The following is a 16,807-nucleotide window of genomic DNA, read 5'->3' as shown; positions in this document are numbered from 1 at the left end:
AAGTTTCCTTAATTAAAGTATAGGTTATTCATTTTCTAGTTTCTCTGTTTGATTAAATATGTTTTTGTCCTGAATTAATTCGTTTATGATTTCAGAAACTTCAATAAAATGTTTTAGCTTTTCATCTGTAACATGTTTTCTAACGGTTTCATTAAATTTCAGAACAGTATTTTTGGATAATTCTCTTTTTTCTTTTCCAAATTCGGTCAAGTAAATCAAAACACCACGTCCATCGGTCGGATTTTTTTTGCGAACAATCAAACCCTTGTCTTCCATAGATTTAAGCGTTCTGGTTAAGCTAGTGGCTTCCATTCCCATTCTGGGACCTAATGCTGTAGATGGAGTGCCCTCTTCTTTGTCGATACTCAGTAGTGCAAAACCCGTTGCCATGGTTGCATCATATTTTGCAGCCTCTTCATTGTACATTCTTGATACTGCTTGCCAGGTTGCTCTTAAAATATAATCTATAGTTTTTTCTTTCATTTGGTAGATTGTATTTGATTATTTAATTTTAATGAAATATATGAGAGCATATGTTTTACATTAGTTTAAATCGAATTTGTGTTTATCAGCAACTATATCGATTTCAAATATAATAAAAAAATATTATGCACGCATAGTATTACTGAAAATATTTTTTACTTAAGCGAATAATCACTCTGAAATTGAGTCGATTAAGTTCGTTTTTAACTGAAATATAGCACTTATTTTTGAAATTTTAGTTATTTCAATAGTTATAAAATAACAACAGGCCAATCAATTAGGATTTTAGGGTAGAGGTTCTTGATAGATAACTCTTATATTTAAAAAAAGGGACAATTATTCGTTATTCTGTGGAAGTTATGAGGGTGAATGTAGTAGATCTATCAAAAGAAATAAAGAGGAGAAATTCTTGCTAGAGTGCGAAGAGGTAAGCAAATAGAATTTCGTTTTTGAAAATAGAGTAGGTATTTTGAAAATAAAAAAAAGGCTATCTTTTGCAAGAGAGCCTTTTCATTGGTTGAATTATTTTGGTAATTAATTATGGTCGTAGATTTTTAAGTAAAGATCGTTGTAAATTTCTTTGATAATCTTGCGTTTTAGTTTTAGAGTAGGGGTAAGTTGACCTCCATCGATAGACCAAACATCAGGTGTTAATTCAAAACGTTTGATTTTTTCCCAGTTACCAAATTTTTGATTTATTCCTTCAACTTCTTCGTCGATACGTTTGATAACATCAGCATTTGCACTGATTGCTGCATCTGTATCTCCTAAGGTAATTTTATGAATTTTTGCCCATTCTTTTACAAACTCAAAATTAGGTTGAATAAAAGCTGCTGGCATTTTTTCACCATCGCCAATGACCATGATTTGCTCAATAAAACGGGATTGTTTCATGGCATTTTCAATCAATTGAGGCGCAATATATTTTCCTCCTGAAGTCTTGAACATTTCTTTTTTACGATCTGTAATTTTCAAGAAACCTTCGCTGTCAATTTCTCCTATATCTCCCGTGTGAAAATAACCGTCTTGCAAAGCTTCGGCTGTTTTTTCAGGATCTTTAAAGTAACCTAACATTACATTGGGGCCTTTGCAAAGAATTTCACCGTCTTGAGCAATTTTAACTTCAACGTTGCGAATTACTTTTCCAACAGTTCCAACTTTGAAACCTCTATTTCTTTGGTCGTTCACGGCAATTACAGGGGAGGTTTCAGATAAACCGTAACCTTCCATAACAGGAATGTCAGCAGCAGCAAAAACTCTTGTTAATCTTGGTTGTAAGGCAGCACTTCCAGAAACCATTAAATCTAAATTACCTCCTAAGCCTTCTTTCCATTTACTGAAAATAAGTTTTCTAGCAATCTTTAATTGAAATTCATACCAAAAACCATTAGCACCGTAGGGTTCATATCGCAAACCTAAATCAATAGCCCAGAAAAATAATGTTTTCTTGATGCCTGTTAATTCAGCTCCTTTGGCGTAAATTTTATCGTATACTTTTTCTAAAAGTCGAGGAACAGCTGTCATAACTGTCGGACGAACTTCTTTTAAGTTATCACTAATTTTATCAATGGATTCTCCAAAATAAACTGAAACACCATAATATTGATAGATGTACAAAATCATTCTTTCAAAAATGTGGCAGATAGGTAAGAAACTTAAAGCAGTGCTTTTTCCTGGTTCAAAAGGAATTCTAGGAGAACTGTCTAGAACATTTGATACTATATTTTTGTGCGAAAGCATTACTCCTTTTGGTCTTCCTGTTGTTCCTGAAGTATAAATTATAGTAGCTAAATCATCTGTTTGGATACTGTCTTTTCTAGCTTCTACTTCATGCTGGTTGCTTTCGTCTTTTCCAAGTGTCAATAATTCAGACCAGTGTTTACAACCTTGGATTTCATTAAAAGAATACACTTCTTTTAAATGGGGTACATTGGCTTGTATGCTCTTTACTTTTTGATATACTTCATCATCTGACACAAAACAGTAAATACTACCGCTGTGGTTTAATATGAATTCATAATCTTCCTCAGAAATGGTAGGGTAAATAGGTACATTTTGTGCGCCTGTTTGCAAAATACCGATATCCATAATGTTCCATTCGGTACGATTATTTGAGGTGATTAAGGCAATTTTATCATCTTTTTGTACGCCTATGCGTATCAATGCTCTTGAAATAGCATTTGCTTTTGCAATATATTCTTGGCTAGATGTCTTTTCCCAAACGCCATTTTTTTTGGTCGCTAAGGCAACTGGAAGATTGTAAGTTTCTTGCTGATAGTAAGGAAAATCAAAAAGGCGTGTGATTGAAATCATTGTTTAATATATTGAATTTTATCGCAAATTAAATAAAAAATAGGTATAATTTTTAAATTTGTGAAATTAAATCGTAAAATTTATAAGGAGTATTGAAAATCTACGAAAACGTTTTCTTTTTTGTGGTAGATTTTGAAAAAAATAAGAAATATTTAAAAGGAAAGCGATTTTTTGTCAGTACTAGAATCTTGGTAGGTCTTGATGCGTTCGCCCATAATAAACATTTTTTTCTTGTTGAAGTGAATTGAAAATTGAACATAGATCCAATCTTCTTCAGTGTTAGGTTTGTACCAAAGCGTATAGGAGGCGCTATTGTAACCTTCTTTAAAGATTGGAATTCCTTCTTGAGAACATTCTATTCCCCAGCGAATGTTTTTTTTAGATAAATCCTCGTACTGGAAAATCCCAGTTCCATTGGCTTTTAGTTCTACGATGGGTTCGCCTTTACCTTCATAGAGAAAAATACCGTCTATGGGGTAACCAATGGTTGTGGTAATATAATGTTGGTGCGTTTTGTAGGTTATCTGGTCAATTTTAATTTGTGCATGTGATACTGACGCAACAAAAAACAGAAAAATAGGCAATAGTTTTAAAAATTTCATTCTAGGTAGGTTTAAATATTGATTGAGTGAAAAAATCAGGGGCATGATTTTTTTGGCGAATATAGTTCAAATTTGTCTAGAAAATGAAGTCGAAATGTCTAGAATGTTTCTTATTGGGATTAAAAAATTACTCTGTTGAAAATTGATTCTCTAAAAGGGTTTCTTTAAAATCGGATTTAAAAGTGTAGGCAAAAGTGATCATTAGGGCGCGAGTATCTGATTTTGAGGTACGATTTTGAGTAAAAAGGGAAGTGTTGTTTTTATAGCCGCTTTCCAAAGTGTTAAACATGTCGGTAAGTACCAATCCTAAACGGGCATTTCCTTTGCCTATTTTTTGTTGGAAACCCAGATCAATATTGTAAATTGGAATTCTTTTTCCTTGTGGGGTAGCTAAGGCAGAATTGTAATTCCCTATAATTTGTAGTTTTCCACCTTTCCAGGGAACGAAATTATGAATCATTTTGCCGTACCAACTAAAAGCACTCCTGACAACGTCTTGCGCTAGATTGGAGCCATTCATGTCTTGTTGAAAGGCGGTTATGCTGATGTTGGCGTCATAAAAACCGATTGGTTTTAAGCTAAAAATTGATTCTACTCCATAGGTAAGGGTGTTACCGATATTTCTGGGTTGCAAGAAAATAGCGCCATTGTCTTGAAGTTCGGCATAGGATTTAATGGTGTTGGTTGCATTGCGGTAAAAGGCAGTGCTAGAAAAAGAGTATTTGTCCCACTCTTTGTTATAGCTCATTTCAGCAATATGAATAATTTCAGGTTTTAGATAGGGGTTTCCGCCATGTGGACTCAGGGCATCGGTGATGTCAATAAAGGGATTGAGCTGGTCGAGTTCGGGACGATTGATGCGTTTGCTATAACTAATTTTAACGGATTCGGCTGGTTCTAGATTCCATTGTAAAGAGACAGAAGGGAAAAGTTTGAAATAATGATTGGTGAAATTATCGCTATTGTTTTGTGTTTTTCCATTGTTAGTAACCTGCTCGCCACGCAATCCCAAATTGTATTTCCATTTGGGATTTTCTGATGTTCCTATGTAAGAATTCATTAGGAGGTAAAGGGCATTTATGTGTTCGTGGAATTTGAAGGTATTGCTCGATAAAGGATCCGCAATATAATCGTCATTGATCTTGTCAGCACTTTCAAAATCAGAGTTGAAAAAGCGAAAAGTTCCTTTGTAGCCTGTTTCTATAACTGATTTTTCGGCAATAGGGAAAGCATAATTCACCATAGCATTGGTTACGTTTTCGTCTTCATAATTGTGTGTTCTTTGTAAAAGAACATCGCCAATTTGGCTGTTGTTTTGGTCGTAATCATAAGTGTCGATGCCTGTGTTTTCTCTGTCTTTATTAAAAGAAGAGGTGATACTAGCACTTAGGCTTTTTCGATCAGCAATAAATTTTCGGTTATAATTAAAAGCCAGTTCGCCTACTTTTGAACGTTCTAGTTCTAAGGAATGCCTTTTGTTGGCAGAGAAAAATTCGTTGTTAAGGGCTTGTATGGAGGTTTTTAAAGTTTCATCATTATCTTGTCCTTCTTTGTTACCAATAGCTTCAAAGGAAAAGGTATTTCTTTCGTTTGAGGCATAATCAATATTGAGTTTTAAATTTTGTAGCGATTCGGTGCGTTGGTCTTCTCTATGCTGATCAATAAAATGTTCATCGTCAATAGTGTAATTTATTCTATCTCCTTTTATTTTTTTGGTTCGACCGGCAAATCGATTGTCGTAGGCGAGACCATAATTCCATTTTCCCGCTTTTTGATTTAAAAGAACAGAACTGTTTAGTCGGCCTTTAGCGCCAAAACCGCTCCCCAAAACCACAGCGCCATTGATGCCATTTTGATTGTTTTTTTTGAGTATAATGTTGATTATACCACTTTCAGCATTGGCGTCGTATTTAGCCGTGGGGTTGTTAATGACCTCTATGTTTTCAATACTGCTGGCGGCTATTTGATCCATATTGGTAAGGGCAGAGTTTTTTCCGTTAATTAAAATCAAAGGGGATTTACCTCTTAAAGTTATGCCTCCGTCAGCGTCAACGGCCACAGTTGGCACGTTTTTCAGCAAGTCGGTAGCTGTTCCTCCTGTTTGTGAAATAGAAGATGTAGCGTTAAATACAAAGCCTTCTTGTGTTTTTGTAATTTGTTTTTTCTGTGAAAGGACCACAACGGTGTTTAGTAAGTGAGTATCGGTTTGTAGTAGGAGTGTTCCTATGGAAATGGGGGTGTCTTCCAGTTTTATTTTTTTAAACTTTGATTGGTAACCAATGAGTTTGATTTGTAATTGATAATCACCACTAGGGATGTGTTCTAGGAGGAAATTGCCAGCGGCGTCGGTTACGGTATAAGCGGTTATTTTAGTGGAATCAGTAATGCTTTTTAAGAGTATATCAGCAAATTCGATACCTAGTTTTCCGTCAGAGACCGTTCCTTTTATGGAGGCTGTTTTTTGACCAAAAGAGAGTTGACTTAAAGTAAATAAGAGGATCAGTAGTATCGTGTTTGGTCTGCTTTTTATCATACCACAAAGTTATTTAGATGATAAAAAATAAGGGGTTAAACTAGCTTAAGATAGTATTAAATTAATCTTAGCAGGTCTTTAGGGGATTGTTATGACCAAATCATTTTGTTCAAGGTGAATAAATAGCCGTATCGAAGAGAAATTTCAGATTGGGTCGGCTTGGGTTTATGCAGGGTGTGCTTTGTGGAATGTTAGGGTAAAAAAAAAGCGTTCGAATTTCGAACGCTTTTAGTAAATAATATAAGGTATTAGATTTTATCAATCCATTTTTTTGCATTAACAAAAGCTTCATGCCAAGGAGAAACTTCATCATTTCTATCTTTTGGATAGTGTGCCCAGTTCCATTGGAAAGTAGAACGCTCAATATGAGGCATCATGACCAAATGTCTTCCTGTCTTATCGCACATCATAGCAGTGTTGTAGTCCGATCCATTCGGGTTTGCTGGATATCCTTCGTAGGCATATTTAGATACGATGTTGTAGTTTTCTTCTGCTAATGGTAAATTGAATTTTCCTTCACCGTGAGAAACCCAAACTCCTAAAGTACTTCCTGCTAATGTAGATAACATTACCGAGTTGTTTTCTTGTACCGTTACTGAGGTAAAAATACTTTCGTGTTTATGACTTTCGTTGTGTAGCATTTTTCCATGAACTTCATGTTCAGGGTTAATTACCTCAAGTTCCATAAACAATTGACAACCGTTACAGATTCCTACAGATAAAGTATCTTCTCTTTTAAAGAAGTTGTCTAAAGCTGTTTTTGCTTTTTCGTTGTATAAGAAAGCTCCAGCCCAACCTTTAGCAGAACCCAATACATCTGAGTTAGAGAATCCACCAACAGCACCAATGAATTGTATGTCTTCAAGAGTTTCACGACCAGAGATTAAATCGGTCATGTGAACGTCTTTGACATCAAAACCAGCCAAGTACATGGCATTGGCCATTTCGCGCTCAGAATTACTTCCTTTTTCACGAATAATAGCCGCTTTTGGTTTTGGTTTCGAAGCATCTATTAGAGGTTTTTTTCCTGTAAAGTGTGCTGGGAATGTATAATTTAAAACTTGATTTTTATAATTCTCGAAACGTGCTTTAGCTGTTCCATTTTTAGATTGTTTTTGATCTAATAAATAAGAAGTTTCAAACCAGATGTCTCTGTATTGTTTGATATCTAAATTCCAATTTCCAACTTCTAAAGTTTCAGTAGTGTTGACAGTACCAATTTTAAAGAATTCGATAGCATTAGCATTTAGTTTGGCTTCAACAGCAGTATCTGATTTCGCTTGGAAAACGATTCCGATATTTTCAGCGAAAAGAATTTTTAAAAGATCTTTTTCAGCGAAAGCAGAAAAATCAATTTTAGCTCCCAAATTCACGTCTGCAAAACACATTTCCAATAGGGTAGTGATTAATCCACCACTTCCGATATCGTGTCCAGCAAGAATTTGATTGTCTACAATTAATTCTTGAATGGTATTAAACGCTTTTTTGAAGAATGAAGCATCTTTGATCGTAGAGGTTTCTTTTCCAATTGTATTTCTGATTTGGGCAAAAGAAGAACCTCCTAATTTGAACGCATCCTGAGATAAATTGATATAATAAATAGAATCTCCATTTCTTTGTAAAACAGGTTCTACTACTTTTCTAATATCAGTACAGTTTCCTCCAGCTGAAATAATGACCGTTCCTGGTGCGATTACTTCATCATTTGGATATTTTTGTTTCATTGAAAGAGAATCTTTACCCGTTGGGATATTGATTCCTAATTCGATTGCAAATTCTGAACAACCTTCTACTGCAGCATATAAACGAGCGTCTTCACCTTCGTTTTTACAAGCCCACATCCAGTTAGCAGAAAGTGAAATTCCTTTCAAACCGTCTTTGATTGGTGCCCAAACAATGTTGGATAATGATTCAGCGATAGCATTTCTACTACCTGCAACTGGATCAATCAAAGCAGCGATAGGTGCGTGCCCAATAGAAGTAGCAATTCCTTCTTTACCTAAATAATCCAGAGCCATTACACCACAATTGTTCAATGGCAATTGTAAAGGTCCTGCATTTTGTTGTTTGGCTACTTTTCCACCAACACAACGGTCTACTTTATTAGTCAACCAGTCTTTCGAGGCAACCGCTTCTAAACGTAAAACGTTTTGTAAGTAAGTTTCGAAATCAGTTGCTGTATAGGTAATATCGGTATAATTTCTATCGATTGTTTTATCAGTCATTACGGTTTTTGGAGAACTTCCGAAGAAATCTTCAAGGGCGTAATCCATAGGTTTTTCTCCAGTAGATTTGGATTCAAAAGTAAAACGGTGGTCTCCTGTTACATCTCCTACTTGGTACATTGGTGAACGCTCTCTGTCAGCAATTCTTTGTAAAGTGTCAATGTCTTTTTGACCAATTACCAATCCCATTCTTTCTTGAGATTCGTTTCCGATGATTTCTTTTGCAGATAGGGTTGGATCTCCAACAGGTAATTTGTCTAAATCAATTAAACCTCCAGTTTCTTCCACTAATTCGGAAAGACAGTTTAAGTGTCCTCCAGCACCGTGGTCGTGAATAGAAACAATTGGATTGTTGTCGCTTTCTACTAAACCACGGATGGCGTTAGCAGCACGTTTTTGCATTTCAGGATTTGAACGTTGGATGGCATTTAATTCAATTCCTGAACCAAATGCTCCAGTATCTGCAGAGGATACTGCAGCTCCACCCATTCCAATTCTATAATTTTCTCCACCAAGAATAACGATTTTATCACCTTCTTGTGGTTTCTTTTTAATGGCTTGATCTAGTTTACCATATCCGATTCCACCGGCTTGCATGATTACTTTATCGTAACCAATTTTGCGGTCGTTTTCTTCGTGTTCGAACGTTAAAACGGATCCTGTAATTAAGGGTTGACCAAATTTGTTTCCAAAATCAGAAGCTCCGTTTGAAGCTTTGATTAAGATGTCCATTGGTGTTTGGTACAACCATTTTCTTTCTTGAACTGCATCTTCCCATTGACGGTCATTGGTCAATCGTGAGTATGAAGTCATGTATACGGCTGTTCCTGCTAGTGGTAAAGAACCTTGTCCACCTGCCAAACGGTCACGAATTTCTCCTCCTGATCCTGTAGCAGCACCGTTAAAAGGCTCGACAGTGGTTGGGAAATTGTGCGTTTCTGCTTTTAATGATAAAACAGAATCAAATTCTTTTGTCTCATAAAAGTCAGGTTTGTCTGCTGTTTTTGGTGCAAATTGCTGCACTTTTGGTCCTTTTACAAAAGCCACATTGTCTTTGTAAGCAGAAACGATATCGTTAGGGTTTTCCTGTGATGTTTTTTTGATTAACTTGAATAAAGAAGTTTCTTTTTCTTGACCATCAATTACAAAAGTTCCGTTGAAAATTTTGTGACGACAGTGCTCAGAATTGGCTTGTGAGAAAGCGAAAATTTCAGAATCAGTTAATTTTCTTCCTAGTTTGGTCGATAAATTGTTTAAGTATTCTTCTTCTTCTTGACTTAAAGCCAGACCTTCAGCTTTATTATAGGCAGCAATATCTTCGATTTCTAAAATCGGTTCTGGAAGAACATTGATGGTGAAGATTTCTTGATTTAGTTCGGTATACTTTTGAGAAAGCATAGGATCAAAATCAGTAAAGTCGTTAGCTACTTTGTGAAATTCCTCAATTCTAATGATTCCAGAAATCCCCATGTTTTGAGTGATCTCTACAGCATTTGTACTCCAAGGTGTGATCATAGTGGCGCGTGGACCAACAAAAAAATCCGTCAATACGGATTTTTCGATCTTATTTGAGTTGGCAAAAAGCCAGTTTAATTTTGAAATGTCTTGAGCTGAAATTTCGTTTTGCGTTTGTACGGCAAAAACAGTTTTGCTTTGGTTTTCAAAGAAATGGATCATTGTGATGTGTAGTTTGTTGTATTGAAGTGCAAATTTAGTGTAAATAAATAGTAAGCGCAAATTTGAAAACAAACTCTTTTGAAAAAAAATTAAGTAAAAAGGAGGATGGTTTGAAAAGGAACTAATTATTGTAAGTTCTTTTTAGTAAGGTGATTAGGGGGAGCAATTGGTAAAGTAGGCTTGTTGCGGGAAGTTCGCCGCAGATTTTGAGGTGCGAAATTAGGGGAATAGGGAGGAAAAATCTTTTATTACCTGCTGTTTTTTTAAGGTTCAGATTTGAAATTATTTTGAGAAAGGGGCGCTCTGGTAAGCTCCTAGGTCAGGAGGGGAAGTTCTTATTTTTCCTTGAATGTCCATTGGGATGTTATAGGTTGGATTGCCTCTTGCAAAAGCAGCGGAACTAGGATCGATATTGAATTTGTTTAGAGCAGTATTGTAGAATCTAGGGTTTTCATTTAGGATGATTTGATTGTAATGCTCTGGATCATTTTTAAACTGATAGGCTGGATCTGTTGTTGTGCTGTTGTATTTCAACAGGCAATTATTGAATTGATAAACAAAAGCAGCATTGGTGTTGCGGTTCAGATTAAGTGCATTGGTATTGGATCCGTAAATAATGCAGTTGTTAAAAGTGGCTTGCGTTAAGGGATTGGTTGGAGCAGACGCAGCAGTCAAACTGTTGCTAAGGTTCACGGTGTACTGAGTAGCACTTGACCAGTTGTTATTGAAGGTGCAATGGGTAAAGCGATAATTACCGCCGTAAACGCAGGAAAGACTAGCTAATCCTGAATAGTTGATTGCGATATTTAGCCCGTCGATGCGAGCATTTTGGGCTAGAATTCCGTATTGAGCGCAATTGTAAATTTGAGTGTTTTGGATTTGAACAGTGGTATTGTCTTGGTTTTTTATGTCAAGTCCGATTAGGGCATTTTTTAGCGTTAAATGATTGATGTGGTGGTTGCTGCTTCCTTGAGCGAGAATTACCGAGTTCCATTGTCCGGGAATAGCCTCGTATAGAGATTCTAATCGATCCCCTTCAAAAATCACTTCATTTTCTAGTTGCTGCGTTGTCGAGACAGCTCCCTTGATTTGAAGAGAAGCTTTATTGCCTACATAAAGTCCAGAATTGGCGTGAAAAAATACTCTAGAGCCTGGGTTGAAAGTTAGGGTGTTGTTTTCGGAAACCCCAGCGTACCCGTAAATGACATATGGTTTTTTGTTGGTAAAAGTTAATTCGTCGCCATTGATAGGGTCGTTTGTGTTCAAATAAAAACCGTCTACAGCTTTGCCATCGATCTGGATTTTTTCCTTAGTTCCGTCAGGATTTTGTTGGGGGTACAAGAAAATAGCATCTTGAATTAAAGTAACCAAGGCTACTTCTTGAAGATGGACGCCACTGTCAAATTGAATTTCATCGGTATAGAGAAAATCAGTAGGCTCAGCATCGGTGATCTCTGCGGTAGTTTCTATGAAAATATATAAACTGTCTTTGGCTAAAAGGGTGACATCTTTAAAGATTTTTCCATTAGTTCCACTCATACCATCAACGGTCATTCGGTATTTGGAATTAAGTCCCTTTTTGAGTTGAAGGCTTGGAATGGTGATATCGTTTTTACTATTGTTATATACTTTAAGTTGATAGGTGCTTGAACCAATATTTTTGAAAACAGTATCCAAGAAAACAGTGTCTTTTGAAAACTTTAAATCTCCAGTGCTGGCTACGGTGTTGAAATCAGTTCGGCAAGCGCTGCAAACTAAAAGGAGGGTTAGAATCAAGAGTGCAAAGTAATGACGCATTGGAATTGTTTTAGTTTTTTGGCTTGTTGTAATGCTTTTTAGCGCTTTTTTAGTGCATTGAAATTTACTTTTCTCTAAGGGTGACCGCCGTGAAATTAATCTCAACTCTTCTTAGAGCGCGTTGTCTGAGTTGGGCCTATTGTTTTTGTAAAAATAACAAAAAACCTACAGCTTGATCGTTGATTTTTAATTTTAGAAATGGATTTTCCAATTTGTATCTCATCTTTTCTTTAAATTTACGATTTTAAAGCAATTTTAAATGAATTATACAAAAGAACAAATTATAGCGCGTTGCAACGAGTTTTCTAAAAACACTTTGATGGAAACGCTTAAAATAGAATTTATAGATGCTGGTGACGATTTTTTAGTAGCAAAAATGCCAGTAAATCCAGCAGTCCACCAACCTATGGGTTTGTTGCATGGTGGTGCTTCAGTAGCTTTGGCTGAAAGTGTTGGTAGTGCGGCTTCGTTTTTTTTTATTAATCCAAAAGAGCAAGAAGTGCGCGGTATCGAGATTTCTGCGAATCATCTAAAAAGCATACGCGAAGGTGTTGTTTATGGAACGGCACGTATAATTCATAAAGGAAGGAGTATTCATCTTTGGGAAATTAAAATTACTGATGAAGCTGGGAACCTAGTATCGCTTTGCAAATTGACCAATATGGTTTTAGATAAGAAAGTAAGTTAGAATATGAACACATTTTTTTCTAAAATTAAGGCCCATTATCAGCAAAATTTACCCTTTGTAGTGTATTCAAAACCAAATTCGAAAGCGATAATTGGGATTTTACAGCAAAATGAGATGTTGTATACAGTATCTAATTATACGGAAAAAGGATTTGTTTTTGCGTCTTTTGATGAGCAGCAATTGATCCTAATTCCGGAAGAGCATGCCCAAATGATGACTACGGAACAGGAGGAGGTTGTTTTTGAATCGATTGAAAATGAAGAATTAGGTTTTGATGCTGTGGCAAAAAAGGAATTCGAGAATTTAGTGAGCAGCGGAATTAAAGCCATTAAAAACGATGAGTTTAAAAAAGTAGTTCTCTCGAGAAGCGAAGTAGTGGACTTGATTGATTTTGATTGGGTAAGCACTTTTGAGCGTTTAATTCAGGTATATCCAACGACTTTTTCTTATTGTTTTTTTCATCCTAAAATTGGATTTTGGATGGGGGCTACACCAGAACAATTGTTAAAGGCAAATGGAAAAGTTTTTGAAACGATGGCTTTGGCCGGTACACAGAAGGCAAGTGCTGAAAACGAGATTATTTGGCAGCAAAAAGAAAAGGACGAACAGCAGTATGTGACTGATTTTATTGTAAAAAAAATAAAAAAGGTGGCTGCTACTGTTGATGTAACAGCTCCCTATAGCGTAAAAGCAGGTTCAATTTGGCATATTAAGACAGATATCTCAGGAGTTTTGAATGTTGATTCAACTCTAGAAGAAGTGGTGGGAGCTTTGCATCCAACTCCTGCGGTTTGTGGTTTACCTAAAAAGAAGGCACAAGCTTTTATTGTGGCCAACGAAAATTACGATAGAGATTTTTATACTGGTTTTCTGGGAGAACTCAATAGCAGTTCTGCCAATAATGCGAGTAGTTCTGATTTGTTTGTCAATTTGAGAAGCATGCAAATAAAGGAGAATAAAGCTATTTTGTACATGGGTTGCGGGATTACCAAAGAGAGTGTGCCAGAGAAAGAATGGGAGGAAAGTGTGAACAAATCCATGACCATGAAACGAGTTTTGAGAATAAAAGAGATAGTAAAATAAAACGGCAGAAAAACGGGTGGCCAAGTGGAAACCAGAGATAAAAAAGTAAAAAAAATGAAATTAGATATATTAGCTTTTGGTGCACATCCTGACGATGTAGAATTGGGTTGTGCGGGCACCATTTTAAAAGAAGTGTCCCTGGGTAAAAAAGTAGGGATTGTCGATTTAACTCGTGGTGAATTAGGTACACGTGGTACGGCAGAAACCAGAGATCAGGAAGCAAAAGATGCAGCCGATATTTTAGGGGTTTTGGTTAGAGAGAATCTAGGTATGCGTGATGGCTTTTTTGTAAACGATGAAAGGCATCAATTAGAAGTTATTAAAATGATTCGTAAATACAAACCAGAAATTGTGTTATGTAATGCTATTGATGATCGTCATATAGACCACGGAAAAGGCAGTAGATTAGTTTCTGATGCTTGTTTCCTGTCAGGATTGATGAAGATTGAAACTGTGCTTGATGGTGTGGCTCAGGAGGCTTGGCGACCTAAAGTAGTTTATCATTATGTGCAATGGAAGAATATTGAACCTGATTTTGTCGTAAACATCACGGGTTTCGAGAAACAGAAGGTAGAGGCTGTTTTAGCCTATAAAACTCAATTTTATGATGCCAATTCGAAAGAGCCTGCTACACCAATTACGAGTAAAAACTTCTTGGATAGCTTAAATTATCGTGCGCAAGACTTGGGAAGGTTAGTCGGAGTAGAATTTGCTGAAGGTTTTACTGTGGAAAGATATTTGGCAATCAATAGCTTAGGAGATTTATTGTAAATTTTAGTTTTTTTTCTTTGTGGAAGTGAACATTTGTTCTATATTTGCAACCGCTAAGCACAAATGGTGGTTGTAGCTCAGCTGGTTAGAGCATCGGTTTGTGGTACCGAGGGTCGCCGGTTCGAACCCGGTCATCCACCCAGAAATTTAAAGCCTTGAAGAAATTCAAGGCTTTTTTTGTGGTCGTTTTTTAAGAATTCAAAATTTTTTAAAAAAAACATAAAATCCAATCTCTATGTTTACAGGGATTTAGAAGTTTTTTTTAATCAATTTTTGTTCGATTTTACTAGAGAGTGTTATTTTTCTTTGCGGAAGTCAAGATTTGTTTTATATTTGCAATCGCTAAGCGCAAATGGTGGTTGTAGCTCAGCTGGTTAGAGCATCGGTTTGTGGTACCGAGGGTCGCCGGTTCGAACCCGGTCATCCACCCAGAAATTTAAAGCCTTGAAGAAATTCAAGGCTTTTTTTGTGGCTCATTTTTAGAGAGCAAATCCAAAAAATCGTGTGCTACTTACGGTCTCTTGAAATAGGATAGGTACGGCATATAAAAAAAGGCATCATCAAAATTTGATTTGATGACACCTTTTAACTAACTAACTTAAATTATCTATACAATCAAGGCAAAAAAATCTGCTTTGATTTATCTATGTGATTAATACATTCCTATTTCGGCTAGGGAAGCAAATTGCAAATTATCCCAAGCTGTGGTTGAAATTATTTTAAAATAACGAAATGTTTTTGGTGCAGCGAAATCAAAATATTGAGAGCCATTAACATTGGCAAATACATAAGTCCCGGCCGAGCTGAAGTTAAGCCCGTCATTACTGGTGAAAAGTTCAGCATTTTTAATGGCGCGTTGTAAACCAGATCGTTGCGTAATGGCTAGTCCATTGGCTGTTTTAGCACTGCCCATGTCAATTACAAATTCATGCGGATAAGTGGCTTCAACAGTTGACCAGTTCGAATGCCAATAAGTAGAGCTGTTGCTATCGATTAAATTTGCGGCTGGTCCATTTGGAGCTGGTTCCCCACCAATTTCTTGGGAACTGAAAGAAGCAACACTCCATCCAGTCTTAGCAATTTCGTTACGAGTGGAAAAGTTCAATACAGGTTTACCAGCCAAAAAGGTATAGGAGTAAATCGTTTCCACTACGGTACCATTTTGATGTACTAATTTTACTTTGAGTTCATAAGGGATGTTATCCGTTTTAAATTCCAAATCGGAGATTGGCATTTCAATAGCAAAGCTATCTGTTCCAATGGGTTTTGATGTCCATGTAATGGCATTATAATCTCTGTTAACACCAGTACCTTCGTTGTTTACATTAGGGTCATTGAAATACAATATATCCGTCACCGTGGAAGAGCTATTGTATTTTCCTGTAATTATAATGGCTCCTTTACTAGTGTCATAGCTGGCATGTATTTCTTTGATGGAAGAAGTAACAGCGCCGTAAAAGCTGTCATTACCCGTATTGAAAATTTGGTTTCTATTTAAAACGGCGCAGTCGGCGGCAGTCAAAAATGTTTTGGAAATCCCCCAAGTAGAGTTTCCAGCCCACATTAATGCCATTCCCAATGTGCTATCAGAGGCGTATTTCTGACGATTGTGTGGAAGATTTAATCCGTGTCCCAGTTCATGCACCATACCACCAATCCATTTGGTAGCTCTTGTGCCTAAAGTTCCTCCAGTTCCTAAATATTTGATATCCTGATCAGCATAATCCAGTGCATAACAGTATTTACCCGTTCCATAAAAAGGAACTCCTCCTGGTTCTCCATTGGTTTCATAAGTTGTAGCTGGCATAATCACTAAATAATGGTCACCTGTAAACTCAGAAGGATGTGTCGTTTTATAATTTTCGATGTCCTCTTGTACAGCTCCACTTCCTCCTTGATAAGGATATGCTGACCCTGGTTTACTGCCTGTTATTATAATTAATTTAATTCTTTTTTTAATATCATCTTTTAATAAACCAAATGTTTTATAGCCATATCCATTACGCTCCATTTCTTTGCCGTAAAAATCTTGAACATTTAAGAGAATCTCGCTTAAACGACGATGATAATCTACCGGGGCAGTGATGTCATTAGGAATAAAATAAACAACATTTAGGTTATGTTTTTTATCACTTGCATAATGGAAATTTTCTTCCTGATTTGGTTTTGTGCCTCCTTCAGCAGACTGATGGTCATTAGAACAGGACTGAAATGCAATTGCAGAAATCAGTGAAACAAACAGAATAATTTTTTTTTTCATTGTTTTTTGAGGTTATTTAGTTAATAATAGAAAAGGGGCTTGATCAGTCTTTTTAAAAAACTTTTGATCTATAAAATCTTTAATTATTTACGTTTAAATATGGATATTCTTTTCTTCGTGATTCCGTATCTCAAAATGAAACTCGTTTTATTTTAATTCGCTTATTTTATACTCCTCTGCTAATTCTTTTTGCAGTAGTTTTTTTAGTGATTTAGAGCTGATTTTGTATTGTAGATATCAGCAATCTTTGTGTTGATTATTGGTTTTTATTTACTTAAACCTAGTATTTGCGTGTAATTTTTTACTATTTCTTTGTAATAATTGTAAAATAAATATATTTTTAAGAGTTTAAATCAGATCGAATATATGTATTAT

Annotated in this window: 10 protein-coding genes and 2 tRNA genes; 5 read left to right on the top strand and 7 right to left on the bottom strand. The window is 36.0% G+C overall.

Going from position 1 to position 16,807, the window contains the following annotated elements:
* Window positions 1-24: 24 nt before the first annotated feature.
* The 6 genes from AC51AA_RS07865 to AC51AA_RS07840 all read right to left on the bottom strand — a co-directional run bounded on the left by AC51AA_RS07865 (window position 25) and on the right by AC51AA_RS07840 (window position 11,630).
* On the bottom strand, window positions 25-483 hold the full coding sequence (locus tag AC51AA_RS07865; protein WP_500705413.1) for a MarR family winged helix-turn-helix transcriptional regulator: 459 nt from the start codon (window positions 481-483) through the stop codon (window positions 25-27).
* Between the two features lie 534 nt (window positions 484-1,017).
* Entirely contained in the window at window positions 1,018-2,796 is a 1,779-nt protein-coding gene (locus AC51AA_RS07860; protein ID WP_500705412.1) for an AMP-dependent synthetase/ligase, read from the bottom strand.
* Between the two features lie 152 nt (window positions 2,797-2,948).
* Complete coding sequence (locus AC51AA_RS07855) at window positions 2,949-3,398, bottom strand: hypothetical protein (RefSeq protein WP_500705411.1); 450 nt, start codon at window positions 3,396-3,398, stop codon at window positions 2,949-2,951.
* 127 nt (window positions 3,399-3,525) lie between these two features.
* Window positions 3,526-5,931 carry a TonB-dependent receptor gene (locus AC51AA_RS07850; RefSeq protein WP_500705410.1) on the bottom strand — a complete coding sequence of 802 codons (2,406 nt, stop codon included), beginning with the start codon at window positions 5,929-5,931 and terminating at the stop codon, window positions 3,526-3,528.
* A 248-nt stretch (window positions 5,932-6,179) separates the two neighbouring features.
* The gene (gene purL, locus AC51AA_RS07845; protein WP_500705409.1) at window positions 6,180-9,833 is read right to left on the bottom strand and encodes a phosphoribosylformylglycinamidine synthase; all 3,654 of its coding nucleotides are present in this window, start codon (window positions 9,831-9,833) and stop codon (window positions 6,180-6,182) included.
* Between the two features lie 282 nt (window positions 9,834-10,115).
* Window positions 10,116-11,630 carry a hypothetical protein gene (locus AC51AA_RS07840; protein ID WP_500705408.1) on the bottom strand — a complete coding sequence of 505 codons (1,515 nt, stop codon included), beginning with the start codon at window positions 11,628-11,630 and terminating at the stop codon, window positions 10,116-10,118.
* A 259-nt stretch (window positions 11,631-11,889) separates the two neighbouring features.
* On the opposite strand from AC51AA_RS07840, the gene AC51AA_RS07835 reads away from it, so the two are divergent.
* From AC51AA_RS07835 to AC51AA_RS07815, 5 genes are all read left to right on the top strand, one after another.
* Window positions 11,890-12,318, top strand: coding sequence for a PaaI family thioesterase (locus AC51AA_RS07835; protein WP_500705407.1), 429 nt, complete (start codon window positions 11,890-11,892; stop codon window positions 12,316-12,318).
* A gap of 3 nt (window positions 12,319-12,321) precedes the next feature.
* Window positions 12,322-13,401 (top strand): chorismate-binding protein, encoded by a 1,080-nt coding sequence (locus tag AC51AA_RS07830; RefSeq protein ID WP_500705406.1) that lies wholly within the window; start codon window positions 12,322-12,324, stop codon window positions 13,399-13,401.
* 54 nt (window positions 13,402-13,455) lie between these two features.
* Complete coding sequence (bshB1, locus tag AC51AA_RS07825; protein ID WP_500705405.1) at window positions 13,456-14,172, top strand: bacillithiol biosynthesis deacetylase BshB1; 717 nt, start codon at window positions 13,456-13,458, stop codon at window positions 14,170-14,172.
* 66 nt (window positions 14,173-14,238) lie between these two features.
* Window positions 14,239-14,312: transfer RNA gene (locus tag AC51AA_RS07820), tRNA-His, on the top strand.
* 215 nt (window positions 14,313-14,527) lie between these two features.
* Window positions 14,528-14,601, top strand: a tRNA-His gene (locus AC51AA_RS07815).
* A gap of 223 nt (window positions 14,602-14,824) precedes the next feature.
* Here AC51AA_RS07815 and AC51AA_RS07810 read toward each other — a convergent pair.
* Window positions 14,825-16,432, bottom strand: coding sequence for a discoidin domain-containing protein (locus AC51AA_RS07810; RefSeq protein ID WP_500705404.1), 1,608 nt, complete (start codon window positions 16,430-16,432; stop codon window positions 14,825-14,827).
* Between the last annotated feature and the right edge of the window lie 375 nt (window positions 16,433-16,807).

Source organism: Flavobacterium sp. OHVDL-2026-0007, assembly GCF_059882335.1.
This window is presented reverse-complemented; position numbering and strand designations above follow the sequence as displayed.

Coding starts and splice junctions, on each gene's coding strand:
- AC51AA_RS07850 (WP_500705410.1), bottom strand. CDS start 5,931: ATGATAAAAAGCAGACCAAACACGATACTACTGATCCTCTTATTTACT.
- AC51AA_RS07810 (WP_500705404.1), bottom strand. CDS start 16,432: ATGAAAAAAAAAATTATTCTGTTTGTTTCACTGATTTCTGCAATTGCA.
- AC51AA_RS07865 (WP_500705413.1), bottom strand. CDS start 483: ATGAAAGAAAAAACTATAGATTATATTTTAAGAGCAACCTGGCAAGCA.
- AC51AA_RS07830 (WP_500705406.1), top strand. CDS start 12,322: ATGAACACATTTTTTTCTAAAATTAAGGCCCATTATCAGCAAAATTTA.
- AC51AA_RS07840 (WP_500705408.1), bottom strand. CDS start 11,630: ATGCGTCATTACTTTGCACTCTTGATTCTAACCCTCCTTTTAGTTTGC.
- AC51AA_RS07855 (WP_500705411.1), bottom strand. CDS start 3,398: ATGAAATTTTTAAAACTATTGCCTATTTTTCTGTTTTTTGTTGCGTCA.
- bshB1 (WP_500705405.1), top strand. CDS start 13,456: ATGAAATTAGATATATTAGCTTTTGGTGCACATCCTGACGATGTAGAA.
- AC51AA_RS07860 (WP_500705412.1), bottom strand. CDS start 2,796: ATGATTTCAATCACACGCCTTTTTGATTTTCCTTACTATCAGCAAGAA.
- AC51AA_RS07835 (WP_500705407.1), top strand. CDS start 11,890: ATGAATTATACAAAAGAACAAATTATAGCGCGTTGCAACGAGTTTTCT.
- purL (WP_500705409.1), bottom strand. CDS start 9,833: ATGATCCATTTCTTTGAAAACCAAAGCAAAACTGTTTTTGCCGTACAA.